General features: G+C 52.3%; 29 protein-coding genes. 18 read left to right on the forward strand and 11 right to left on the reverse strand.

Features of this window, described 5'->3' with window-relative positions:
* Positions 1 to 7: 7 nt before the first annotated feature.
* Positions 8 to 328 (reverse strand): thioredoxin family protein, encoded by a 321-nt coding sequence (locus tag C8N40_RS01565; protein ID WP_108210043.1) that lies wholly within the window; start codon positions 326 to 328, stop codon positions 8 to 10.
* Positions 329 to 628: 300 nt separating this feature from the next.
* On the opposite strand from C8N40_RS01565, the gene prfA reads away from it, so the two are divergent.
* The 4 genes from prfA (at position 629) to C8N40_RS01585 (ending at position 4,443) form a co-directional block, all read left to right on the forward strand.
* Positions 629 to 1,705, forward strand: coding sequence for a peptide chain release factor 1 (prfA, locus tag C8N40_RS01570; protein WP_108210044.1), 1,077 nt, complete (start codon positions 629 to 631; stop codon positions 1,703 to 1,705).
* 139 nt (positions 1,706 to 1,844) lie between these two features.
* Positions 1,845 to 2,465 carry a hypothetical protein gene (locus tag C8N40_RS01575; RefSeq protein WP_146173492.1) on the forward strand — a complete coding sequence of 207 codons (621 nt, stop codon included), beginning with the start codon at positions 1,845 to 1,847 and terminating at the stop codon, positions 2,463 to 2,465.
* A 34-nt stretch (positions 2,466 to 2,499) separates the two neighbouring features.
* Positions 2,500 to 3,873, forward strand: a complete 1,374-nt coding sequence (locus C8N40_RS01580; protein WP_108210046.1) for a hypothetical protein — start codon at positions 2,500 to 2,502, stop codon at positions 3,871 to 3,873.
* 138 nt (positions 3,874 to 4,011) lie between these two features.
* Complete coding sequence (locus tag C8N40_RS01585; protein WP_092100979.1) at positions 4,012 to 4,443, forward strand: secondary thiamine-phosphate synthase enzyme YjbQ; 432 nt, start codon at positions 4,012 to 4,014, stop codon at positions 4,441 to 4,443.
* 143 nt (positions 4,444 to 4,586) lie between these two features.
* On the opposite strand, the gene C8N40_RS01590 is transcribed toward C8N40_RS01585, so the two are convergent.
* The 3 genes from C8N40_RS01590 to gpmI all read right to left on the reverse strand — a co-directional run bounded on the left by C8N40_RS01590 (position 4,587) and on the right by gpmI (position 8,323).
* Complete coding sequence (locus C8N40_RS01590; RefSeq protein ID WP_108210047.1) at positions 4,587 to 6,092, reverse strand: M43 family zinc metalloprotease; 1,506 nt, start codon at positions 6,090 to 6,092, stop codon at positions 4,587 to 4,589.
* A gap of 113 nt (positions 6,093 to 6,205) precedes the next feature.
* Positions 6,206 to 6,784, reverse strand: a complete 579-nt coding sequence (locus C8N40_RS01595) for a hypothetical protein (RefSeq protein ID WP_146173493.1) — start codon at positions 6,782 to 6,784, stop codon at positions 6,206 to 6,208.
* 12 nt (positions 6,785 to 6,796) lie between these two features.
* Positions 6,797 to 8,323, reverse strand: coding sequence for a 2,3-bisphosphoglycerate-independent phosphoglycerate mutase (gpmI, locus tag C8N40_RS01600; protein ID WP_108210049.1), 1,527 nt, complete (start codon positions 8,321 to 8,323; stop codon positions 6,797 to 6,799).
* Positions 8,324 to 8,536: 213 nt separating this feature from the next.
* On the opposite strand from gpmI, the gene C8N40_RS01605 reads away from it, so the two are divergent.
* From C8N40_RS01605 to C8N40_RS01630, 6 genes are all read left to right on the forward strand, one after another.
* A complete protein-coding gene (locus tag C8N40_RS01605) occupies positions 8,537 to 8,950 on the forward strand; it encodes a DUF4783 domain-containing protein (protein WP_092100988.1) in 414 nt (137 codons plus the stop codon).
* Between the two features lie 65 nt (positions 8,951 to 9,015).
* Entirely contained in the window at positions 9,016 to 9,873 is an 858-nt protein-coding gene (nadC, locus tag C8N40_RS01610) for a carboxylating nicotinate-nucleotide diphosphorylase (protein ID WP_108210050.1), read from the forward strand.
* A gap of 77 nt (positions 9,874 to 9,950) precedes the next feature.
* The gene (locus tag C8N40_RS01615) at positions 9,951 to 10,538 is read left to right on the forward strand and encodes a hypothetical protein (RefSeq protein ID WP_245904945.1); all 588 of its coding nucleotides are present in this window, start codon (positions 9,951 to 9,953) and stop codon (positions 10,536 to 10,538) included.
* Between the two features lie 110 nt (positions 10,539 to 10,648).
* Positions 10,649 to 10,948, forward strand: a complete 300-nt coding sequence (locus tag C8N40_RS01620; protein ID WP_108210052.1) for a hypothetical protein — start codon at positions 10,649 to 10,651, stop codon at positions 10,946 to 10,948.
* 151 nt (positions 10,949 to 11,099) lie between these two features.
* A complete protein-coding gene (locus C8N40_RS01625; RefSeq protein WP_108210053.1) occupies positions 11,100 to 11,843 on the forward strand; it encodes a class I SAM-dependent methyltransferase in 744 nt (247 codons plus the stop codon).
* A 10-nt stretch (positions 11,844 to 11,853) separates the two neighbouring features.
* Positions 11,854 to 12,609: a ZIP family metal transporter gene (locus C8N40_RS01630; protein ID WP_108210054.1), complete on the forward strand. Its 756-nt coding sequence runs from the start codon at positions 11,854 to 11,856 to the stop codon at positions 12,607 to 12,609.
* Positions 12,610 to 12,906: 297 nt separating this feature from the next.
* On the opposite strand, the gene C8N40_RS01635 is transcribed toward C8N40_RS01630, so the two are convergent.
* The 3 genes from C8N40_RS01635 to C8N40_RS01645 form a co-directional block, all read right to left on the reverse strand.
* Positions 12,907 to 13,257, reverse strand: coding sequence for a hypothetical protein (locus tag C8N40_RS01635; RefSeq protein ID WP_146173494.1), 351 nt, complete (start codon positions 13,255 to 13,257; stop codon positions 12,907 to 12,909).
* A gap of 169 nt (positions 13,258 to 13,426) precedes the next feature.
* Positions 13,427 to 13,864 (reverse strand): septal ring lytic transglycosylase RlpA family protein, encoded by a 438-nt coding sequence (locus C8N40_RS01640; RefSeq protein ID WP_108210056.1) that lies wholly within the window; start codon positions 13,862 to 13,864, stop codon positions 13,427 to 13,429.
* A 24-nt stretch (positions 13,865 to 13,888) separates the two neighbouring features.
* Positions 13,889 to 14,587, reverse strand: a complete 699-nt coding sequence (locus C8N40_RS01645) for an alpha/beta fold hydrolase (protein WP_108210416.1) — start codon at positions 14,585 to 14,587, stop codon at positions 13,889 to 13,891.
* Positions 14,588 to 14,697: 110 nt separating this feature from the next.
* Between C8N40_RS01645 and C8N40_RS01650 the strand changes: the two genes are divergently transcribed.
* Positions 14,698 to 15,051, forward strand: coding sequence for an MmcQ/YjbR family DNA-binding protein (locus C8N40_RS01650; protein WP_108210057.1), 354 nt, complete (start codon positions 14,698 to 14,700; stop codon positions 15,049 to 15,051).
* Positions 15,052 to 15,091: 40 nt separating this feature from the next.
* Here C8N40_RS01650 and C8N40_RS01655 read toward each other — a convergent pair whose 3' ends face one another.
* Together C8N40_RS01655 and C8N40_RS01660 are read right to left on the reverse strand one after the other, a co-directional pair.
* Entirely contained in the window at positions 15,092 to 15,856 is a 765-nt protein-coding gene (locus C8N40_RS01655) for a hypothetical protein (RefSeq protein WP_108210058.1), read from the reverse strand.
* Between the two features lie 20 nt (positions 15,857 to 15,876).
* On the reverse strand, positions 15,877 to 16,182 hold the full coding sequence (locus C8N40_RS01660; RefSeq protein ID WP_108210059.1) for a hypothetical protein: 306 nt from the start codon (positions 16,180 to 16,182) through the stop codon (positions 15,877 to 15,879).
* Between the two features lie 781 nt (positions 16,183 to 16,963).
* On the opposite strand from C8N40_RS01660, the gene C8N40_RS01670 reads away from it, so the two are divergent.
* Both C8N40_RS01670 and C8N40_RS01675 read left to right on the forward strand, forming a co-directional pair.
* Positions 16,964 to 17,143 (forward strand): hypothetical protein, encoded by a 180-nt coding sequence (locus C8N40_RS01670; RefSeq protein WP_108210061.1) that lies wholly within the window; start codon positions 16,964 to 16,966, stop codon positions 17,141 to 17,143.
* A gap of 141 nt (positions 17,144 to 17,284) precedes the next feature.
* On the forward strand, positions 17,285 to 17,551 hold the full coding sequence (locus tag C8N40_RS01675) for a hypothetical protein (protein WP_108210062.1): 267 nt from the start codon (positions 17,285 to 17,287) through the stop codon (positions 17,549 to 17,551).
* Positions 17,552 to 17,603: 52 nt separating this feature from the next.
* On the opposite strand, the gene C8N40_RS01680 is transcribed toward C8N40_RS01675, so the two are convergent.
* Entirely contained in the window at positions 17,604 to 18,005 is a 402-nt protein-coding gene (locus C8N40_RS01680) for an Hsp20/alpha crystallin family protein (protein ID WP_108210063.1), read from the reverse strand.
* A gap of 457 nt (positions 18,006 to 18,462) precedes the next feature.
* On the opposite strand from C8N40_RS01680, the gene C8N40_RS01685 reads away from it, so the two are divergent.
* The 5 genes from C8N40_RS01685 to C8N40_RS01705 all read left to right on the forward strand — a co-directional run bounded on the left by C8N40_RS01685 (position 18,463) and on the right by C8N40_RS01705 (position 22,635).
* Positions 18,463 to 20,130, forward strand: a complete 1,668-nt coding sequence (locus C8N40_RS01685) for a T9SS type A sorting domain-containing protein (protein ID WP_211318022.1) — start codon at positions 18,463 to 18,465, stop codon at positions 20,128 to 20,130.
* 313 nt (positions 20,131 to 20,443) lie between these two features.
* A complete protein-coding gene (locus tag C8N40_RS01690) occupies positions 20,444 to 20,851 on the forward strand; it encodes a hypothetical protein (RefSeq protein ID WP_108210065.1) in 408 nt (135 codons plus the stop codon).
* Positions 20,852 to 20,936: 85 nt separating this feature from the next.
* A complete protein-coding gene (locus C8N40_RS01695) occupies positions 20,937 to 21,359 on the forward strand; it encodes an STAS/SEC14 domain-containing protein (RefSeq protein WP_108210066.1) in 423 nt (140 codons plus the stop codon).
* 106 nt (positions 21,360 to 21,465) lie between these two features.
* Positions 21,466 to 21,876, forward strand: a complete 411-nt coding sequence (locus C8N40_RS01700) for a hypothetical protein (RefSeq protein WP_108210067.1) — start codon at positions 21,466 to 21,468, stop codon at positions 21,874 to 21,876.
* A 117-nt stretch (positions 21,877 to 21,993) separates the two neighbouring features.
* The gene (locus C8N40_RS01705) at positions 21,994 to 22,635 is read left to right on the forward strand and encodes an OmpA family protein (RefSeq protein ID WP_108210068.1); all 642 of its coding nucleotides are present in this window, start codon (positions 21,994 to 21,996) and stop codon (positions 22,633 to 22,635) included.
* 306 nt (positions 22,636 to 22,941) lie between these two features.
* Here C8N40_RS01705 and C8N40_RS01710 read toward each other — a convergent pair whose 3' ends face one another.
* On the reverse strand, positions 22,942 to 23,700 hold the full coding sequence (locus C8N40_RS01710; RefSeq protein WP_211318023.1) for an abortive infection family protein: 759 nt from the start codon (positions 23,698 to 23,700) through the stop codon (positions 22,942 to 22,944).
* Positions 23,701 to 23,774: the final 74 nt, after the last annotated feature.

Consider the following 23,774-nt stretch of genomic DNA (forward strand, 5'->3'; position numbering starts at 1 on the left):
CTATACTTTACGCGTTTAGTTTATGGATCAGTTCACGAACGGCCTCCTCCTTGCTGGCAGCCACAGAGTCTACCAGTTTGCCGTCTTTGAAGATGGCGAAGTAAGGCAGGTTGGTCACGTTGGCCAGCTTGCGGGCCTCCGGGCTGGTCTCGGCGTTCACATCCACAAAAGCCACGCCGGCAAAAGCCTCGTCGTCAGACAGGCGCTTGAACTTTGGCGAGAACAGGCGGCAGCTGCCACACCAATCGGCGTAGTATTTCACCACCACTTTCTGGTTAGAGCTTAGTACTTCGTTAAAATCGTTGTCAGTTGCTACAATAACAGCCATATTTCTTCTTTTTATGGTTTCCTTGATCTAATGCTATCTCTAGTTAAACTACTGTCAAAAGTAAATGTTTCGGATGAGAGTAGGGCAATAGTTCCGATAGATTTAATTGATTCGCTTATAGTTTGTGTCTATAATGGTGCTCATCAAGTTCTGTTGTGCGCCCTGAAACTATAGCCGCGCCTTTAAAGTTATAGGCATAGGAAAAAGCACGGGCGGCAGAATTATACTTATATGGCAATAGGGATAACTAAATCTATAGGCCAATTTCGTATCTTTGCAGCCTAAAACCAGAATAACACGATGTTAGATAAGTTAGAAGCCATCAACCAGCGTTTTGAGGAAGTAAGTCAGCTGCTCATCCAGCCGGATGTGGCCAGCGACATGAAGAAATTTAAGGCGCTGAATAAAGAGTATAAAGATCTGGACAAGATCGTAACCGAGTATAAAAAGTATAAAAACATCCTCAGCAACATCGACAACGCCAAGCAGGTGATTGCCACCGAGAAGGATGAGGACTTCCGGGAGATGGCCAAGGAAGAGCTGGACGAGCTGCTTCCGCAGCGCGACGTGATGGAAGAGACGCTGAAAGAGCTGCTGATTCCGAAAGACCCGAACGACAGCAAGGACATCATCATGGAAATCCGTGCCGGTGCCGGTGGCGACGAGGCTTCTATCTTTGCCGGTGACCTGTTCCGCATGTACAGCCGCTTTGCCGAGAAGCATGGCTGGAAAATGGAGTTGATGGACGCCACCGAAGGTACATCCGGAGGTTACAAAGAGATTATCGTGGGCGTGTCTGGCGAGGACGTATACGGCAAGCTGAAGTTCGAATCCGGCGTGCACCGCGTGCAGCGCGTGCCGGCCACCGAAACGCAGGGCCGTATCCATACTTCTGTGGCCTCGGTGGTGGTGCTGCCGGAGGCGGAGGAGTTTGACGTGGAAATCGACATGAACGACGTGCGCAAGGACCTTTTCTGTTCCTCAGGCCCGGGCGGTCAGTCGGTAAACACGACCTACTCGGCCGTTCGTTTAACGCATATCCCGACGGGTATCGTGGCGCAGTGCCAGGACCAGAAATCGCAGCTCAAGAACTTTGACAAAGCCTTGGCGGTGCTTCGCTCGCGTATTTACGAGGTGGAGCTGGCTAAGAAAAACGAGGCTGAGGGTGCCCAGCGCAAGAGCATGGTGGGCGGCGGCGACCGTTCCGATAAAATCCGCACCTACAACTATCCACAGGGCCGCGTAACCGACCACCGCATCGGCTACACCGTGTACAACCTGCCTGCTGTAATGGATGGCGGTATCGACGACTTTGTAGAAGAACTGCGCATTGCCGAAAACGCCGAGCGACTGAAAGAAGGCGCCACGGCTGAATAAGCAAGTATAAAAGTATAAATTAAGGGATGTAGCGAAGCAAGTATAGCGGCGCTGCATCCTTTTTTTGTGCTATATAGGTTTTGCCTACCGGGTTTGCTAAATTCAGCAAATCAATTTTTAACCAACCATTCCAAACTTCATGAACAAACTTTTACTCCTTTGCTTTACCGTTTGCCTCCTTGTTATCACTCCTAAGGCGTCTGCACAGAATTACATGGATGCTATCTCAAGCCAGTCCTGTGACTGTATCAGCAAGCTTATAAACAGTGGGGAGAAACAGAACCTGGAAATGCGGCTTGGCGCTTGTGTGTTGCAGGCTGCCGGCCCTTATGAGAAACAATTAAAGAAAGACTACGGTATTGAGCTTTCGCGAATTGCGGGGCAAGGGGAGCAGCTCGGGGAAATGCTGGGTGTCAAAATAGCTACTAAATGCCCCGATACCTTCCTCGCCCTGATGGATATGATGAATTACACCGGAGAAGAAGCTACTGCTGTGGAAGAGAAAACATTTGAGGGAACGGTAACCGGTATAAACGATCAGCAGTTTATCGTGTTCACTGTAAAAGATGCCAGTGGCAAGGCCTCCAGCTTTTACTGGCTGTCGTTCTTTACTACTGATCTTAGCTTAAACAGCAGCAACTATAAAGAGATCAAAGATAGAAAAGTGCAGGTGGGCTACCGGGAGGAAGAGTTTTTCGACCCGCGCATCAACGAGTATAAAAAGTTTAATGTGATAACCTCTCTGAAATCGCTTAACTAAGCGGTTTTATACTTTTAACAACGAATAACGATACTTGAGATACCTGCTTGTCATACTGCCCCTGTTGCTGCTGCTGTCGGTGTTTGGCTGCGAGCCGAAGGACGAAGTAATCACCACCGATCCGAATGCGGTCCTGCAGTTTTCGGCAGACACGCTGCTGTTTGATACGGTGTTCGTGAGCAGGGGCAGCATTACCAAGCGCCTGAAAGTATACAACCGCAATGAGAAGGCCGTGCGCATCAGTCAGGTGACCCTGGCGGGCGCAGGAAACTCGCCTTATCAGCTGACCATCAACGGGGTGCAGGCGCCGCTGGCCAACAACCTGGAGCTACGGGGCGGCGACAGCCTTTACGTGCTGGTAAAAGCCAACATCAACCCCACCGCAGAGAACCAACCGTTCCTGGTAGCCGATTCTATACTTTTCACTACCAACGGGCAGCAGCAGAACGTGAAGCTGGTGGCGTATGGCCAGAACGCCTATTTCCACCGCAAAGGCCGCACCGGCACCACTACCTGGGCCAGCGATAAACCCCACGTGCTGCTCGACTCGGTGCTGGTGGAGGAGGACGCCATCCTGACCATAGAACCCGGCGCGCGCATCTACGGCGCTAACAAATCGGTCCTGTTGGTGGCGGGGCAGCTGCAGGTGCAGGGCACGCCGCAGGAGCGGGTATACTTTAGCGGCTACCGCCGTGAGGAAAGCTACCGCACCCTGCCGGGCCAGTGGGAAGGCATCCGTATCCTGGCATCCAGCGGGGGCAACCAGATAAAGTATGCCGACATCAAAAACACCGTGTATGGCGTGCGTATCGGCAACCCGGGCAAGGCGGGCACACTGATAGATGGAGGTATCGTGGCGCATGCGTTGCTGGGCGGTGTGGTGGCCTTTACCTCGGAGGTGCAGCTGGTGAATACGCTGATCTATAACTGCGGGCAGTATGGCTTTGGCGGGCTGGGTGGAGGCAAGTATGAGCTGCTTTATACCACCATTGCCAGCTACCAGAACCCGCTGCAGCGCGAAACGCCTTTGCTGGCCGTGGCCGATTTTATACCTGAAACGGATATCAAAGACCAGCCCACTTCGCTGCGCCTGGTGAACTCTATTGTATATTCGGATGGATACAGTACCGCCAACGAGGTACTGGTGGAGCCTGCCTCCGCTGCCACCGAGATAGCTCACAGCGTCTTGCGCACGCAAGTATACAAGGAGCTTTTAGAAGGCAACGGCAATGTGCTGAACACCGAGCCAAAGTTTAAAGCCCCCACTAAGTATGACTTTAGCCTCGACACCCTCTCCCCTGCCAGCGGTGCCGCCAAAGTGCTGCCAGCCATACGTCAGGACCTAAAAGGAACCCCTCGCAGCAGCACCCGACCCGACATAGGCGCGTATGAACGGACGATAGATTAATTTTGAATGAGTGGATGAGCGAATTAGTGAATGTAAGTACTGTACGTTTTAAGTATAGGTAGCCAAGCAGAAAGTATAAAGGCCGATGCCGTCACTCTAAAGAAAAATTCACTCATTCGAAATTCAAAATTCTAGATTATGTGGTTTCAGAAAGAGATAAGATTGCCCGCCGTGAAACGTGGGTTTCATTTGATAACAGACCTGCTGGTGGCGCAGCTGCCGGAACTGGAGGAAATAGAAGTGGGCCTGGCACATGTCTTTATCAAGCATACCTCCGCCAGTCTTACCATAAACGAGGATGCGGATCCCACCGTGCGGCAGGACTTCGAGAGCCACTTTAACCACCTGGTGCCCGAAAACCAGCCTTACTACCGCCATACTTTGGAAGGTCCCGACGACATGCCCGCACACCTGAAAGCTGCCCTGCTGGGCACTTCCGTCACCATTCCTATTAAAAACGGGGAGCTGAACATGGGCACCTGGCAAGGCATCTACCTCTGCGAGCACCGCGACCACGCTTCCAAAAGAACGGTGGTGGTAACGCTACAGGGGAAAGGCAGGGGTGTTTAGTTATTGGTTATTAGGTAGTAGTTATTAGGGGGAATTGGATAAGTATAGAGAAGAGGCTCGTCCAGTTAGAGGAGTATACGGCAAGTATGCTTCTTTTATACTTTAGGATATTTCCCTAACAACTACTAACCAATAACTAACAACTACCTTACTATACTTACTCTCCTAATATCGGTCCCATTAGAGCTGCGAATGCGCAGGAAGTATACTCCGGGTGGCAGGTGGCGCACATCCAGCTGCAGGTAGCGCTTGCCTATCTCGGCAGAAAGCACCGTTTTGCCCACGCTGTTTGCCAGCTCTACCTGCCGCACAAGTATGCGCGCGGGTTGCTCTATGTATAAAAAGTCAGCAGTTGGGTTCGGGTAAACGGTCAGGTCGCTGACGGTCACCTGCACAAAGTCCTCTTTCACTTCCGTGTCGCTGGTGCTGCCGTTGCTTACCGTTAGCTTCACGTTATACTTGCCGGGCCTCGGATAGGTAACTGCAGGGTTCTCCACTGTCGATGTTGCCGGCACGCCGCCTTCAAACTCCCAAAGCCACGCTGTTGCCCGTACTCCTTCGGGGGCGGCGGCAAATTGTATACTTGCTCCGGCCACTGCCAGGGTATCGCCCGGCTGCGCCAGGCCAAAATCAGAGCGGATGGAGGCGCTACAGGCCAATGATTGAAGCAGCCCGCTGCGGCTGGTGCTGATGACCGCCTTCATGTAGGCAGCCTGGCCGTGGGTGAAAAGGTTCATGCAGGCATCGTGGCTGTAATCCATGTAGTTCTGGTACATGTTGCCGTAAGGGCCGTTGTCGCAGGAAATCTCGATGCCGCCGCTGCATGCGGTAGTATAGGTTTGCTGGTTGGGCGTGTCGCTGATGCCGTCGGAGTCCGAACAACTGTCCTCCTCCTCGCCCCAGATGTGGCTCAGGCCAAGCCAATGGCCTACCTCATGCGTGGCGGTCCGGCCCAGGTTGTAAGGCGAGTCGAACTTGTTGACAGGCGCGGCGCCCACCGCGGTGTAGTGCAGCACCACCCCGTCGAGGTGTGGCAGCGTGGTGCCCGGCGGACTGGCATAACCCAGCACCTTGTCCTTGATATTTCCTACCCAAATATTTAGGTAGCGGTTGGTGTCCCAGGCGTTCACGCCGCCGTTGTCAGCCTTCTTGATGTAATCGAATGCGTAATCAAACTCGTTGCGGTACGTTTGGGTGCGGGTGATGCCCGTAGTGGGATCGCCGTTGGGATCCAGGGAGGCCAGGCAGAACTCAATGCGTGTATCGGCCGCATAGGGTGCAAAATATGAAGGCGTGTTCACGGCGTCTGCGTTGCGCCTTCTGAAGTCAGCGTTCAGCACCTCCAGCTGCGAGAGGATTTGCTCATCGGAGATGTTCTCCGCCTCGCCGTTGTACACTACATGAAACACTACCGGAATGGTGATGGTGGTCACGGCACGAAGGTTCTGCCATCCGCTTTGCTGCTGTTGCAGCCTTTCCTGCACGGCCTGCTGCACCTGTTGCCGTTGCTGCTCCAGAGCCGGGTTCTGCTTTTTCTGATGCTCCAGGTAGGCCGTGGTGGCGCAGTTGCGCGTGCCGGGCAGCGCCTGGGCAAAACCGGAGAGGGTAGCGCAAAGCCAAAGTACAGCCGTGAGAGCAACGGTGCGCATGTGCTGTGGGGTAAAGGGTTATAGTCCAGGCAGGTGTGCCTGAACGGATAGCAAGATAAGGAAAATCAGGAGAGTGTGGTAAGGGAAAAAGTGCTTAGGAGGCGCTTATACTTCTAAAGGTTGGCTTTTACTTCATAGCGAAGCGAGTCCCCGAAAATCATCTTTTGCACACCAAGCACGCTGTATCCGGAAATATCGCCTGTTCGAGGGTCAGCGTGAAGTTCGATGGTGCGGCGCGAGAAAAAGATAATGTTCTTATCCTGAAGGCTGGCATTGAGTTGCCTTAGTTTTCCGTCGGGGCCCAGGACGAGGCGCAGGAAGTGCACCTGTGGTTCAGCGTCCTCTCGTTTGGTATAGGCTATCGCCACAGAGCCGTCTTCCAGTTGCTGCTCCTGCCGGGTATAGTACTCCTGCATGGAGGGGCGGCTCAGGTCGGCCTCTTCAAACACGGCCAGCTCGTCCTCCCAGTCCACATCCATGGTTTCGACCACCTCCGGCTCTCTGCCCTGCGTCGCCACCGACTTCAGGACCATCGGCTTGTCGGCCTCCAGCTTTTGCCGCTGCCCCTGCAGGTAAGAGGTAAGGTGAAAAACAGCCTTCCCCGCCTCCGTCGTAGCAGGTGGGGAAGGCCGCTCACAGGACGCCAGGGCCAGTAAAAGGCCTATCAGATAGAGAGGTTTATACTTGGCCACAGGCATGTGATGTTAATGGTTGATCAGGGATTCGCCGGTCATTTCCTCCGGTTTTTGCAGGTGCATCAGCTCCAGTATGGTCGGGGCAATGTCACCGAGCTTGCCCGGGTGCAGCGTGCCTTTGAAGTCGTTGCTTACCAGCACGCACGGCACCAGGTTGGTGGTATGGGCTGTGTTGGGCGTACCGTCCGGGTTAATCATCATATCAGCGTTTCCGTGGTCGGCAATTACAATAGTGTCGTAGCCGTTTTCCAGCGCGGTCGTGACAACCTTGGCCGCGCACTCGTCTACTACCTCGCAGGCCTTTACGGCAGCCTCAAACACGCCCGTGTGCCCTACCATGTCTGGGTTGGCAAAGTTAAGACAAACGAAGTCAGCGCTACGCTGCTCCAGTTCCGGCACGATGGCGTCGCGAATGTCGTAGGCGCTCATTTCCGGCATCAGGTCGTAGGTGGCTACCTTCGGCGAAGGGCGCATAATGCGGCTCTCGCCCTCAAACTGCACCTCGCGGCCCCCCGAGAAGAAGAAGGTAACGTGCGGATACTTCTCTGTTTCGGCAATGCGGATCTGCTTCTTACCGGCTTTGGCGAGCACCTCCCCTAGCGTGTTGTTGAGGTTATCTTTCTCAAAGATAGCCTCTGTTTTCAGGAAGGTGTCGTCGTAGTTGGTCATCATCACGTAGTGCAGGTCCAGCTTGTGCATGTCGTGCTCCGGAAAATCGCGCTGCGTGAGGGCCTGCGTAATTTCGCGGCCACGGTCGGTACGGAAGTTAAAGCAAATCACCACGTCGCCGTCCTTGATGGTGGCAATAGGCTCCTGGCGGTCATTCACCTTCACAATCGGCTTGATAAACTCATCCGTGACGCCGGCGTTGTAGGAGTCCAACATCGATTTGATGAGGTTTTGCGACGGTTCGCCTTTGCCTTTCACCATCAGATCGTAGGCCAGTTTGATGCGCTCCCAGCGGTTGTCGCGGTCCATGGCATAGTAGCGGCCCACAATGGAGGCAATGGTGCCGGAGGCATGCTCCAGGTGTTCCTCCAGCTCGTTGATGAACTTCACACCGCTTTTAGGGTCGGTGTCGCGGCCGTCGGTAAAGGCATGGATGTATACTTCGTGCAGCTCATAGTCGTAGGCCACCGTGCACAGCGCCTTCAGGTGGTTGATGTGCGAGTGCACCCCCCCGTCGGATACAAGACCAATCAGGTGTACCGCCTTTTTGTTTTCCTTGGCATAGGCAAATGCGCGGGCAATGGCAGGCATGGAAGCCAGCTTGCGCTCCGCAATGGCCTTGTTGATGCGCACCAGGTCCTGGTACACCACGCGCCCGGCGCCGATGTTCATGTGCCCCACCTCAGAGTTTCCCATTTGCCCATCCGGCAGCCCAACAGCCTCGCCGGAGGCCTGCAGGGTGGTGTGGGGGTATTTCTCAAAAATAGAGTCGATAAAAGGCGTTTTGGCTTTATCTATGGCCGAGGCCGCCAGATCGGTGGCAATGCCCCACCCATCTAAAATCACTAAGAGTACCTTCTTGTCCATGGTGCAAATATAGCTAATATCTTTAAAGCTACAGGCGCGATTTAAGTGGCTTCGCCCTTTGCCTTAACTGTGTGTGCCCCCTTAAAAGTATACGCGAGGCCAGGCAACAATGCTTTCTTTATCAGGATAATCCTTTTATATTAGAGTCTCTGAAATTCTTTGTTACTTGGCATAGTTTTGGCTCATGCAAGGGCAAGTATGACAACAGCATTTATGAAAAACTTTAGACACCTCACAGTTGCCTTCTCGGTTTTGTTAGTAACTATTTTTATGATGACGGGGCAGGCCGTGGCGCAGGGCGATGCGATGGGCAGCGTGAAGCAGGCAATGAAGGCGGGCTCAGCCAAAGACCTCTCCAGAAACTTTGGCAGCATGGTGGAGATCACCCTCGACGGGGCAGAGGCCACCAGCTACAGCAGCACACAGGCAGAGTTTGTGATGAAGAACTTCTTTGCCAAGAACGCTCCCGTAGACTTCAGTGTGAACCATAATGGCACTTCGGACAAGGGACAGTTGTACGCCATCGGCACCTATTCGTCCAAGGGCGGCTCCTATACGGTGCTGATACGGATGAAGGCCTCCGGCGGCAAATACCTCATCCACTCAATGAACTTTATCAAAGATTAACGCCATATTACACAGATTTTTACAAAGGCACGGGTTTATACCGCGCCTTTTTTTATTTTTGCACCGTGAAACCGACATACCTCACCGAAAAAAGTATAAACGAGTTCATTGCCAGGGCGCTGGCTGAGGACGTAGGCGATGGGGACCACTCCTCGCTGGCGGCCATACCTGCCGATGCGCAGAACCAGGCGCGCCTGCTTGTGAAGGGCGATGGCATCCTGGCTGGCGTAGAACTGGCCGGCTACATCTTCAGGGCCGTGGACCCGAGTCTGCAGTTGGACGTGCTGATGCACGACGGCGACCGGATGAAGTATGGCGATGTGGCGTTTACCGTGAAAGGCAGGGCGCAAAGTATACTTACCGCCGAGCGCCTGGTGCTCAACTGCATGCAGCGCATGAGCGGGATTGCCACCTACACCCATTACATGGCCAGCCTGATAGCCGGTACCGGAGCCAGGCTGCTCGACACCCGCAAGACCACCCCCAACTTCCGGATAATGGAAAAGTGGGCCGTGGTGATCGGGGGCGGCCATAACCACCGCTTCGGCCTCTACGACATGATCATGCTGAAGGACAACCACGTGGACTATGCCGGCGGCGTGCGCGAGGCCATAACGGCCACCCAAAAGTACCTGCAGGAGAAAGGCAAAAACCTGAAGATTGAGGTAGAGACACGCAACCTGCAGGAGGTGCAGGAGGCGCTGGAGACAGGCGGCATCCACCGCATTATGCTGGATAACATGACGCCCGACACCATGCGCCAGGCTGTAGCCATGATTGGCGGAAAGTATGAAGTGGAGGCTTCCGGCGGAATTACGGAGGAAACCATACGCGCCGTGGCCGAGTGCGGCGTAGACTTTATTTCGGTGGGCGCGCTCACGCACTCCAACAGAAGTATAGATCTGAGCCTGAAGGCGTTTTAGCTCCGGCACCAAGTATACCAAGGTTTGCGCTGTAGGCGCAGGGAAAAGAAGAAGACGATTTTACATTTATAGTATTTATGCAGCAACCAAATCAAAGAGGCCGCCGGATGGCGCAGGGCCCGAACCCTCTCGCTATCCGAACTAAGAAGTACCAGCAGGATAAAAATGATTACACCCGAATGGCGCTGGTGCAGGCCTGGGGCAAAACATGGTGGCACGCGCTCATTCCGCTGGTGCTGTTCCTGTTGCCGGCCGTGTTCAGCTTCTCGTGGTGGTGGGTAGCAGGGGCTATCATCATAACGCTGCTGTTCGTGCTGCTGCGGTCTGCGCAGGTCATGAGCGTGACGCAGGTGGAGCAGGGCAGTCCGCTGTTCGAGAAGCTAACCTACGAGGTAGACCAACGCCAGATCCTGCTGCGCCGCAACGAGCGCGAGGGCATGGCCCTGACCTGGGATATGATCGAGCGGGCCCAGAAAAAGAATGAGGGCTATATGCTATGGCTGCAGCCGCCGAGCGATGCACAGTTGCCTAGTGGCTGGAAAGGCTGGGTGGCGCGCACGTTTCAGGTGCCGGTGTTTATTCACATGCCATTCCGTATCTTTAACAGCCCCAACGACCTGAAGCTGATGGATAGCTACCTGCGCCGCAAAAACCTGATATCCTAACAGTGCCACAACCTGGGTTTAGCTCTTTGTCGTAAAGTGTTCAAAAATAACGTCTTATCTGCGGGGTGGCAGGTGAAGGCTTTTGTAGAAAGTATAAAAACGTACAAGAAATGAATAAGAACGTAACAGCAGTATTTGCCGCCGTATGCGGTTTGTTTATGGCTTCCTGCGGTACTCCGTCTGACCTGAGACCGGGCGAGAAAGTTTCTACAGACATTGTAGAGCCGGGAACACGTAAAACATTCAACGTGTCTGATGCCGGTACTATCGAGGGGGATGCCGTTGTAGACCAGGCAAAAAAAGATGAGGTAATGCCAAACCACGACCAGGGTGCCAACACCATCCAGGCAGGCGACAGCGTGCGTGAGGAAGCAGAGACCAACACAGAAGCAGGCGCTGTAAAACGATAAGCAAACATACTTCTGAGGCCTGCCGTTGCATCAGCAGCGGCAGGCTTTTTTTTGCCCTTATGGCAGCAGTATAGCTGTATACTTGGAAGTCTATACTTCAACTTCGAATATTTCACCTATATTTGCAACACAATTGCTTTTAGCCCCCGACATGGCAGCACAACAGGAACCTGAAGCCTGGTTTAGCACCTGGTTCGACTCACCTTACTATCACATCCTCTACCAGCACCGCGATATGCAGGAGGCGCAGCTGTTTATGGACAGGCTACTGGCTTACCTGCACCCAAAACCACACGAGCGGATACTGGATCTAGCCTGCGGCAAGGGGCGCTATTCACGCTACCTCAGTCAGAAAGGGTATAATGTAACGGGCATCGACCTGTCGGAGCAAAGTATAAACTACGCCAGGCAGTACGAGAACGAGCGGCTGCACTTTGCCCGCCACGACATGCGGGAGGTGTTCCGGCCCAATGGCTTTGACTTTATCCTCAACCTGTTTACCAGCTTCGGTTACTTTGAAACAGACACGGAGAACGTGGTGGCGCTACGTGCCACGGCCGAAAGCCTTCAACCCGGCGGCAAGCTGGTAATCGACTTCATGAACACAGAAAAAGTTATCGATGAGCTGGTGGCCGAAGAGGAGAAGCAGGTAGGGGGAATAAACTTTAAGATAACGCGCGGCGTAGAGAATGGCTTTATTGTAAAGCATATTCGCTTCAGCGATGAGGGGCAGGAATATACTTATGTAGAGCGGGTGAGGGCGCTGCGGCAGGAGGACTTTCTGGAGTACTTCGGCATGGTGCAGCTCCGGTTGGTGGATACCTTTGGTGATTACGAACTGCACCCATACAACCAGGAAAAAAGCGACAGAATGATATTTGTGCTCAAAAAATAGCGCGCCCTGTATGATCATTGCTATACTTGTGCTCTTCTTTACGGTGGTATTATCCGGGTTTCTGGTAAAGATCTTTCCCCCTACCAATATTCGGTGGCTTAAAATGGCGCTGGCCTTCAGCGGAGCCTACCTTTTCACCATCACCATCATCCACCTGCTGCCCGAGGCGCTGCTTAACAGCCACAACAGCCCTTACCGTGTCGGCTATTGGGTGCTGGCCGGATTTTTCCTGCAGCTGGTGCTGGAGCTGTTCTCGCACGGTGTGGAGCACGGGCACATCCACCACCACCATGGCCGCACCGACTCCATGCCGATCCTGCTGCTGGGCTCCTTGTTTGTGCACTCTTTTCTGGAGGGAAGTATACTGGTAAGCAATGGTGGGCACGGGCACAGCCACGGGCATGCGCACGAGGCGGATAACTTCTACATGGTGCTGGTGGGGATTACGCTGCACCACATTCCGGCTGCCTTCGCCCTGATGTCGGTACTGATGTCGCGGCTGGAGAACTTCCGAAAGGCGTTTCTGTGGTTGCTCATCTTTGCCATTGGCTCGCCGCTGGGGATTATCGTCAGCAACACGCTGCTGTCGCAGGAGGCCACGGATGGCCTAGTGTTTACGGCGCTAACGGGCCTGGTGGCGGGTAACTTCCTGCATATTTCCACCACCATCCTTTTCGAAACCAGCCCCGACCACCACTTTAACCGCAACAAGCTTATCGCTACCCTGCTGGGGCTTGTGCTGGCCTTGCTCAGTGACTTTATCTAGGCAGCGGAAGTATAAAAAAAGGCCGGAGATTCCCCCGGCCAAACTCACCTTAAAACACACAGCATTGCTGCTGCACAAACGTAGTAGTCTTCTTTAGGGCTTTAGACAGCGGGTTTGGGCAAGGGTTTAATGCAGGCGGTAATTTTTTATCAAGTATGATTTTGGGTGCAGCAATAGCCATGCAAGTGCAGCAGTACAGCTACACGGATGTATCTGCCAAATTAACTAAGAAGGATTAGGTGAATAAAAGATTGTGGCTTTTGCGATACAGGTTGGAAACGCTCCTGCAAAAGCTAGTTACATAACCGTGGAGAGCAGCGTGGCAATGAGCGCTTTGATGGTAACGACCACCGCACTCGTGCCGGTTGCCGCGTCAGACTCCTCATCTTCGGGGGTGAAGGCATTGCGGAAGTAGGCCAGCGGGCTTTCCAGCACTTCTGCATCCAGTACAGATTTGTCTTGTGGTTTGGAAGTAGCAGGCTTCTTAGGGCTTTCCGCGTTACTTTTCTTGTCTACTGTGCCTGGTTGCGGCTGGGTTTGCTGCTCTGCCGTAACAACAGTGGTAGTGGTGGCACCGTTGTGCGTATCCTCTGCATAAGCTTGGGTGGCGGGCATGACAAGCATGCACAGCAGCAGAACGGCTGCCATCGGTAAGAATTCGCGCACTTTTCCCCAAGATTTACTCATGCACAAATGTAAGCAGAAATCCCATAAGCAACAAGTATAAGTGCTATTGTTTTAGAGAAAAATCAATAACACAGGGTGAGTATATATGCTTGAAGGTGTGTGCGTTGTCCTGAATTTGCCGGATAGCTGCTTACCTGGTTTTGCTGCGCTTTATCACCTCCAGCCTCACGGGCACCACGCCGCTGTTCATCATGCCAATGCGCCTGGCGGCCGCCTCTGATAAATCCACGATGCGGCCACGCACGAAGGGGCCTCTGTCGGTAATCTCCACGCGCACCGATTTGTTGTTTTGCAGGTTGGTGACTTCTACATGGGTACCGAAAGGGAGCCTCCTGTGGGCGGCGGTTAGTTTGCTGCGCCTGTATGTCTCGCCGTTGGCCATTTTGCGGCCCTGGAACTTGCGTGCGTAGTATGAGGCCTTTCCTTTCTCGGTATAGCCTTTCTCGCCAAAGTTGGAGGCGGTGGTGGCGCAGGAACTAAGGCAAAGCGCCACAGCAACCGCTGCCAGGGTGCTTTTAGCGGCACGGGAAAGTATGGATAAGGGTGATGCGGGTAAAGATATAAGCATGATAAGGGTACTAAAACTATAGGGTTAACGGCTAACCTGCTCCAGGAATTGCCTGATGTGCTGGCTCAGGTCTGGAATGGATAGCGTTTCGAAGGGGTGGCGGGTGCTGGGCAGCACCTGCAGCCGCGCGTCAGGTAGCAGGCGGTAGGCCCACAGCGTCTCCTCTACCGTCACCATGTTGTCGCGGTCGCCTACGGCAAGTTGCACCGGCAGTTGCAGTTGCGGCAGCGTGTCGGGTGTCAGGAGGGGGCTTTGGCCCAGCGCGCGCATCATACTGGCTGTCTGGCGCATAACCTGCTTCCAGTCCTGTGGGGCGTGGCGCTGCGCCAGGGTGGCCGCAAAGGCCGGCACCTTCTCCTCCACCCGCTCCGGCACCAGCATCCTGGTTTCCTTTTCTGCTGCCTCCACTGACCAGGAGAACTTGGTTGCCAACGTATAAATGCTGCGGATGCGCTTAGGTTGTTCCAGTGCCAGGCTGAGGGCCGCGTAACCGCCCATGCTGTAGCCAAAAATGTGGGTCTGCTCCAGCTGCTGCTCCTCCAGAAACTGCCGTATGTCCTGCACAAAGCGCTGCATCGTGAAGGGTTCCTGCGGCAGGGGCTTGCCCCCGTGGCCGGAAAAATCGAGCGTATAGACGTTGTAGCTGCGCTGCAGCGCTTCTTTCAGCGGAGCCAGCATGGCCGCCGAGCCAAGGGCGCCGTGTAACAGTAACAGGTTCTCCATAGGGTAAAATATGATAAAGTATGGAAGGTGCCTCCCCAAAACTACAAAAATAGCCTTTACCATCCCCCTGAAAAGTATAAATTGCCGCCAACATACTAGCCATAGCAACGATGATGATAGAAAACCTGCAGGAGTTGTGCAAGCAGCTACCTGGCGTAACCGAAAGTATAAAATGGGGCCACGACCTTTGCTTCTGCGTGGCCGAGAAGATGTTTCTGGTGGTAGGACTTGATAAAGCACCCGTATCCGCCTCCTTTAAGGTGAATGAGGAGGAGTTCGAGGAAATGTGTAACCGGCCCGGCTTTATCCCGGCGCCTTATATGGCCCGCTACAAGTGGGTGATGGTGGACGACCTGAACCGGATGCAGGCGCAGGAATGGGAACAGCGCGTGAGAAAATCGTACGACCTGATTGCCGGGAAGCTGCCGAAGAAAGTGCGGAAGGAAATTGGCCTGGAAGTATAAAGCATAAATCCGGGGCTCCCGCGGGCCCCGGATTTATGCTTTACTGCTGTAGCTGGTAGTTGTATACTTCGATGGCCTGCGTCAGCTTGTCTTTCTGGAACAGGTTCACCACCAGCTGCACCCCCAGCACACCCGCGCCGGCGTACACCAGCGGGCTTACCTTCAGGTCGGTGTTGCCGTAGGCGTCCTGCTGCGAGTTGTTTATCGTTTTCACGGCGCCCACGGCCAGCAAGCCTGCCCCAAGTATAGACACGCCTGTGTTAACTACCTTATCACGCTTGTGGCGCTGCAGCAGCACCATGCTCGAGGCGTTGTCTGCCAGGGCCGCCTCCAGGTTGTCGTAGTTGAGGTGGTAGAGCGGGCCGTTATCCTTGGAGAAGAAGTAGATGCGCTTGCGGCTGGTGCGGGGCATGCCGTATCCGTAGCCATACCCGTAGCCGAACGGGGAGTAGCCGTAGCCGCCGTCGTAGTAGGTGCGGGTGGTAAAGTACCGGTCGATGCGCGGGCCGTCGGTGAGGCGCTTGGCAAAGGAGTTAAAGCTGTTGCCTGCCTCCACGCGGGCATAGAAGCCATCCTCGTTCTGAAACACGTTCACCATGCTGGGGTTAAACTTCAGCGAGTCGTCGAGCAGGAAGTGGCTTGACTTGAACAGGGGCGATTTATACTGCAGCTTGTTGGCGTGGAAGATGCGCCCGTCCTGCAGCTGCACGTAGTAGCGGCCCTGTCCGTACTCTGTCTGGCCGTAGGCAGTGTAGCCCAGCAGCAGGCAAAGTATAAGCGATAAAAGGTTTTGCTTCTTTATCATAGGTGAAAGTATAACTCAGGTTAAAACAGGAAAAAGAGCATGACCAGCATGCCCAGCAGCGCCAGGTAAACCCAGCGCATCAGGTGCTGCCGGTGCTTGTTCGGCACCGTGTTGCTTACCACCATTACGGCTCCCAGCAAGCAAAGCAGGTACAGGAGTATAAACGTAACCGCCTTTACCCAGTTAGGCACAATCGTGTTTTCAGGCTGCAACTGGTTGCTCATGCCTAGCCCCGACAAAAGCCACTGCAGGCCCAGAAACACCACTACCTCAAAGATAATAAAGTATAACAGCCAGTTTAGCCAGGCGTGTTTGCCGCTGCTCATGCGTTTTCCATGCTATAAGTATAATATTCCCTTCCCGGGAAAAGCAAAAAGTGTCATGAGCGGCACCTCTGCTATACAAACGAAAACAGGCAGCAACCTGGTATAAGGGCTTCCCTCGCTTTGGCTGCCTCAGGCCTGCTGCTCCCGGTTCTCAAGTCGCTCATCACCAGGCTAAACCTACGCATTTTTCCGGTTCATCAAAAGCACCTGTGCCCTGCCAGCCCCGCCTCCAGACATGGCCAAACTGTATGCTCATCCCGGAAAAATAATAAAAATAAAAAAGTATATAAGTATAGCGCTATGGTTTTCCTTTGGCCTGTTTTTTGTACCGTATCCAGGGAACAACGTCTATAACTATACTTGCCAAACTAACTATTTAACTGGTTGAATGCTAGCGGCGGTGGTGTAAATAGTTGTTTATCAGATGTGTATTAAAAGTAGGAATTGCTTGCACTGCAGCAGGATTTTGAAACAAAACCAAGTGCATGTAACGTTTAAACCAGCAAGGAGATTGTAGGGATATGAGATTAATTCGAAATGTAACATTAGATAAGTATAAGTTCTTTACTGGTGAAGACACCAGAAAGATATTTAGCGTAGCTTACGAAGACCTGACTACAGTAATCTATTACCAGGATGCGAACAATAATTTTAAGCTGGTAGTGGCGAAGGGCGACGACCCTCCGATACTTGTTGAGAAGGGGATTACGAGGGCTGAGGCCTTCCGATTAATGAACACCCGTCCTTAACCCGGACGGGTTTTTTTATATTTTTCCACCCGATGCACCTGAAAAACAAATACTATAAAATCGCCTTCTGGGGCTTTGTGCTGAGCCTGCTGCTGCAGCTGGTTTTGTCCATCGCCTTCGATCCTTACCTGGCCGCCGTGGTGTCGCCTTTCTACCCGGTGTGGTTTATACTTTTTGTGGTAGGCTGGCGCCAGGAGCACCCGCGCCGGTAAGTCTGTCCATAGTTGCACTGTACCGGGCGGCAACAGTGGTAAATTAAAGAAGTTGCTAGTGGTAAAGTATACTTGCTGCCATGCCGGGCACCTTTTGCGGCTTTTTATACTTATTAAGGAAGTATAGCCAAAGAGGAAAGCATGGACAAGACGCAACAGAAGATAATGGCCGATGAGAACTATGTGCAGCACATGTTTCTGCGCGTGGTAAACGATGATATGGAATGTGTGCTGAACATCGCCGGCCACCCCTACCGCCTCCGGGAGCTTATCTTTATGATGATAGAGAACGGCTGCAGTGTGGAGAAAACCGACTCCGATGGGTTCAATACGTTTGACTATGACCAGGAGACAGTGGAGGTGCACGATTTTCTAACCTCCATTATCAAAGCCAAATTCAGGCAGTAGCGCTGGGGCAGGCATAACATTAAAGGCTACCGCTAATGGGTAGCCTTTATACTTACAGTTGTTTAATTTTTATCTCGCGGGGCTTGTTGATGTCCTCAAAGTATGGCAGCCTTACCTGCAGCTGGCCATCTTCGTGCACGGCCTCTATGCGGCCCAGGTCAACCTGCGGCGGCAGGATGAATGTTCTGTTAAACAAGGGGGCCGCCATTTCCGGGTTCTCCGGGTTGTGAAGAACTGAGAACACGGTAAGCTGGTTTTGGTGCAGCACCACTTTAAAAGACTCCGGGCTCACACCCGCTGCCCATACGTTAATAACTGCGCCTCTTTTATACTTTTTAATATCCACATACGTCTCGCTTACGCCACCGCCAATGGTGTTCAGCAGGTTTATCTGGTGCGCGATGTTGCGTAAAAACTCTTTATCCTTTATCAATTTCATCTCTTTCTCCATCATAGTTTTCACTTTGTGTTTTGCAAACCTGATGCCAATTGCTTTTCAGGTCATTTGTGCAATTAAATCTGCGGTTTTGGTGTCAAAATGGCTATAATCAGATGCTTAGCTGCTTTTTCGGGTGCCATGCTGTCACCTCCAGGAGGTGCTTTTCATGTTCTGTTCATGGGCCTGCACACGGTCAAAAGGAGGGGTTTGGGATTGTTTCCCCTTTTGGGAAGGAAACTCTTTGTTTAACCTCTGTTTTCCGCAAATGGGAATTTGGCGACCTGTTTTGCATTAAACCATAAAAAATATACATCTAGTTTATAACATACGCGCAATTTGCCATTTATCCGTAACGTGTTGTATAGCAGCATACTTATCTGATAAGGTATAAGGGGGGTACGGCTTTTGTTATATTGTATTATTGAGGATAGGTATAAGCATTCTGGTGCTGGCATAATTGTTTCATTAAAGATTGGCAGACGAAGCAAAGTATAGTACCATGAAATCACTTTACACCCTTATCATCGCCATCCTGCTGCTGTCCTCTTCTGCTCAGGCGCAGCACGTACTGCTTTCAGAGAATTTTAGCAACCCTTCTCAGGTCAATGTAGTGCCGGCCACTGCCGGAGCCTGGATTACAAAAGACGGAGCGCTTTACACGAGGCAGCACAGCGGAAACGAGACACCGGCCCTGATACGCGCTAACGTGGCAAGCCCTGTAAGTGCACTGGATGCCGACCTGCGCGTGCGCTGGACCGGCTACCGCGAGGCAAACGGCGGCATGGTGCAGCAATTCGACAGCGAAGTGTTCCTTTGCTATAAGATTGGGAGCAATGGCGTGGTGCGCAAGGTAAAGATAGACGCAGCCAACACGCTTAATACGGCCGTTAACAACGAGGTAACCATCCCATTGTCTGATAACTACCAAAATGTGCACCTCTACTTCGAAACGACTACCGCTAAGGGGTACTCTTACCGCATAGATAACCTGGAGATTCTGGCATTCCCCAACATGTTTAAGTGGAGCACGCGAACCTTAGGCGAAAACCCATTTGTAACCTCTGCCCCTAAAGCGGCTACGGCTTATCTTCTAAACGAGGCCACTATGTCGTGGACGATGGCCAGGGAAAGCAGCGTAACGCATGAGACAGTTGCCGTGAGCAACACCCAGCACCCAAGAACAAGCCCATCGTTTTCCATCGTGCAGGCTGGCGCCTCTAAAACAGAGGGAACGCACATCAAGATACAGTTTAGCGCCATGATGGCCGATGTTTCTTTCAACATCTTGGACATAGACAGGACCCTGGCCACAAACCAGTTCAAAGACAGCGTGGTGGTTACCGGCCTGAACAATGCGGGCAAGGTAGTACTGGCCACGAACAGCTTCGTGCGTAACTCCGCCAACACCGCTTTCAACCCAAAGGCCAGCTCTTTTGTGGGCCTCAACGATGTAGACAACAGCACCGAGCAGGGAGATGTGACGGTGGTATTCACGGAGGAGATAAAGGAGATTAACATCAGCTACTACAACCAGGGCCGTGATAAGGGCCGGCAAGCCATCTCCATAGGCAACTTTAACGGCTACCAAACGGCAAGCCCCCTGCCAGTGGAGTTAGCCTGGTTTAAAGGTGCAGCGCAAGGAAATGCCACACACCTAACCTGGTCAACGGCATCGGAAGTGAACAACGAGAAGTTTGTGGTAGAGCGCAGCCAGGACGGCAGAAACTTCAGCAACATCGGAGAGGTAGCGGGCAGGGGCAACAGCAGCGCAACAGTGGCCTACGCCTTTACGGATACAAACCCTGCTTCGGGCACCAACTACTACCGCCTGCGCCAGGTCGACTTTGACGGGGCCGAGGAGTTTTCCAAGATAGTAGCCGTGCAGATCAAGGGCAAGTATGGCCTTAACGGTGGCATCGCGAAAGTATACCCGACGCTGGCAGCCAGCGAGGTAAGCGTAAGCCTTGGCTTAGGCAACGCCCAGGTGGCCGTGCTTGATGCCGCAGGCCGTCAGTTGTCGCAGCACAGCGTGGCCGGCCAAAGCCTGGTATTGCCCGTTGCCCACCTGCAGCCAGGTTTATACTTTGTGAAAGTATACAACGGGCAGCAGCAGGAGACGCACCGCTTCGTGAAACAATAGTCGTCCTGCCACACCTTTTTACTTTGTTTGTCTGCAGCCCCCTCGCCTGTTTTAGGTGTGGGGGTTTTTTATTTGAAAATTTATAGGTTAAATAGTGCTATTTTTGATAACTATCTTGGGGACGCCTCGTATTTTTCATCATTGGTTGCAATTCTGAGGCGGGAAGCCCAATGTTACTACCTGGTCGCCTTACAAGGGCCTTAAAAACTGCCTCTTCTACTTCAGCTATATCGTATAGGTGGCAGACTGTTAACCCTCTGGTACCACAATTCCCTTTTTTTCTTTCAGTGCTGTAGTTTATACTTTGCGTTTTATGTTTAACCTATACTTTAGGAATACCCATGTTAGTCTCTACTATGATAAGGAGCTGCGCCTGGGGAAAGCCGTTTGGAGAGGCCATGTGCAGGGAGCTGAGTTTCGGGAGGCGACGTTGCTGTGCCTGGATTTGGTTGACCGGCATGAGCTGCGGGGATGGCTTGGGGACAACCGCAAGATGAACTCCATTGATCCGGCAGACTTGCAATGGTCCCTGGAGGTGTTTGTTCCTCAGGCAGTGGCCAGCCCTTTGCTCCGCATAGCCAACCTGCCCTCCGAGTCTGAAAAGAACCGCGAGGCGGTAGCCATGATGCTGAAGAAGAAGGACCAGCTGGATGCGCAGCAGCTGCTTGTCCGGGATTTTGGCAGTGAGGAAGAGGCTATGGCCTGGCTGATGGAACTATAGCGCCTCCCTACCCAGGTTTATTGCGTGGTTTTGTTTCGGTTCGTGGCTTTCCTTTACTACCTTTACAACCGAAATAATTAGTAGTATGCCTATTACATACTTCCAGAACCACGTCGTCACCATTACCTACGACGAAAACCTGCAGCTGGGAGCAGCAGTCTGGAATGGTTTTTTGAGTAGTACAGAGTTCAGGGAGGCCTCTGAAACCTGCCTTCGTCTGATAGAAGAGCACCGGCCCCTGCGCTGGCTGGGCGATAACCGCAAGCTGCGGGCTATCCGGCAGGCCGACCAAAACTGGTTTGCAGAGCAAATCACCCCACGCCTTGCAGCCAGCTCCCTTCGTCGTAATGCCATCCTTATCTCCGAAGACTTCTTTAACAGAATGGCGGTGGATCAGATCGTAAAACGCGCCACCAGCCTGGGCAACATGGAGGTGATGGAGTTTGATAAGCGGGAGGAGGCCATGGTCTGGCTTCTCGAGCCGATTCACTCTCTGGAACAAGGTTAGCCCCTGCCCTATACTTAAGCACAATCATACTGATGGTTTCGTTTGGCCCCTCTGTTGACGAGGAGGTCGTTGGATTATACTTTTGAAGGCTCTGTAGGAGAAGAAAATGCAGTTATACTTTAAAAATAACTTCCTCTCGCTGTCTTACGACAGGCAGCTGCGGCTCGGAGTGGCGCAGTGGAGGGGGCGGTTGCAGGGAGCAGAGTTAAGGGAAGCCTACTTACTTTGCCTGGAGATGATACACCGGTTCTCGCTGGCCCGCTGGCTGGCCGACGACCGCGAGATGGGATCTATATGCCCGGAAGACCTGGAGTGGAGCCTGCAAGTATACATCCCGCGTATGGCCAACAGCCCTTTGCTGCGCATGGCGCGCCTGCCCTCCAAATCCGAGGAAAACCTGGAGGCTATCGGCGTCATGATAGACAAAGGCCATACTTATGACCTGAAGATGGTGTTCCGCGATTTTACCAGCGAGGAAGAGGCCATGGCCTGGCTAATGGAGCCGTTGTCAAATTAAATAACTGCCCCTCGCTTTTTCTCTCCCTTTATCTGCTAAGCTAATACGGCTGTTCCCTTCTTTGGTCAGCCTCAGCTTTGCTGATGGCGTACTATTAACCAAACAAACCCATAAACTATGAAAAAAACACTGTTATACCTGACCTGTGTCTTAGCTGTGGTTTTCAGTGCCTGTGACAATATGAGCACGAAAACAGAAGCAACACATAACGAAGCCTCGGAAGCTACTGCTGATACGGCTGTTGCTTTTGAGAACGAAAATTCCCCTGACTCTGCTGCAGACGGGTCCATAGTTGACGTAGATGCCAGTGGAGATGCTGACTGGAACAACGTTGACATGAACCTACCGAATGTGGATTGGCCTGAGTTTAAAGGCAGCGACGTGGAGGTGCGTGGTAACAACAGATACAGCGTGTATTCAGTTGGAGAGGATGTGCTGTTTGATACCGACAAAGCGGAGATTAGAAAAGGTGCAGAGGAAAATCTGAGAAAGATCAGTTCTTCTATTGCACAGCGCCATAAAGATGGCCAGGTACGCGTCTATGGCTATACAGACGCTCAGGGCAGCGCCGGCTATAATAAAGACCTGGCCGAGAAACGCGCTGAGGCGGTGAAGAACTGGTTGCAGAAGAACGGAAACATCGCTGCTTCTCGTATTTCAGTTCACCCTGTTGGAGAAGCCAAGCCCACAGCTTCTAACGAGACCGCAAAAGGCCGCCAGCAAAACCGCCGTGTCGAGATCGTGGTACGGAACAGCTAAGCAAGTATAAAGTATAGCGTAGCAAAAAGGCTCCTGAAGTATACTTCAGGAGCCTTTTTGCTTTGTGTTCTTGCTGATGTTAATCAAAGAGAGCGCTCTTTATACCTACCGTGTAGCTGGTGTTCCTTCTGCCGTTCTTGGTGATTAACAAAGCTTGTAAAATGTAGCTGCTTATACTTTCCTTGATGCAGAGGTAAGGCTCTTGAGGGTGTAGAGGAGCGCTGTCTCGTGGCTGTGTTAAGTTGTTGGTGAAATACCAACAACGGCAGGTAAAGACCTCGCAAAGCCCAGTAGTCTGTGGGTTTACTAATTGATAGGGCTCTTCAGTAATGTCTCCTGATGTGTCTGGATAAGAAATGAAGCTACCGAGCCAGCAAGGTTTACAGCTAACTCGGAATGTCTCTTCCCTACTTTATATCCACCTTTTGGCTGCCCATGAGCATCGCTTAGCTCATTTCGTAAGGATGCAAAGCCATGAATTGTTGTCTGGACTCCACTGAGAATCTGTTTTAAAATACTTTCGTTATGGAGCTGTGGAGCAAGGTTTAAGCATCGTGCAGTGGTCTTAAAAAGCTTTGGTAAGTCAAAGCTATCATCATATTCAATGTCTCTTTCTCTGAGTATTTGTTTGCAGACCGATTCAATTAGGGATCTTGCTGCAGTGATAGCACCATCAGGATCAGTCTCTCTTCTATCAAGGGCCTTGCTCCATAAATGATGAACAGTATCACAGTCAAACTTTTTAACTGAATTACCTATCACACTGTCATGCAGGTACACTCTGTCGCCTTCCAAATAAGCGAGAAGAGGCTCAAATTCCTCTCTAATATAATCTCGCCTTTCGGCATATGTGCTAAATCGGCGCTTAATGTATGGCCAGAAATCACTTAGGACTCTACAAGAAACTACAAACTCCGGTAGTAAAGCCTTAGTAAAACTGTTAGCAACAAATTCGTTTCGAAGGTTCTTGTAATTCTCCCCATCTTCTTTTTTGTCTTCTCCAGTGGCGAACCTAGTTAGAAGCATTCGCAAATTCATTGCTTTATTAAATATGTTGTTTTGCATAAAACTCTGTTAAACACCTTTACTAAAAGTATAAGCAACAGTATTCCATCCGCTAGCAGGGCGCCAGCAGTAAT

This window comes from Pontibacter mucosus, assembly GCF_003054055.1.
GTDB classification, from domain to species: Bacteria; Bacteroidota; Bacteroidia; order Cytophagales; family Hymenobacteraceae; genus Pontibacter; species Pontibacter mucosus.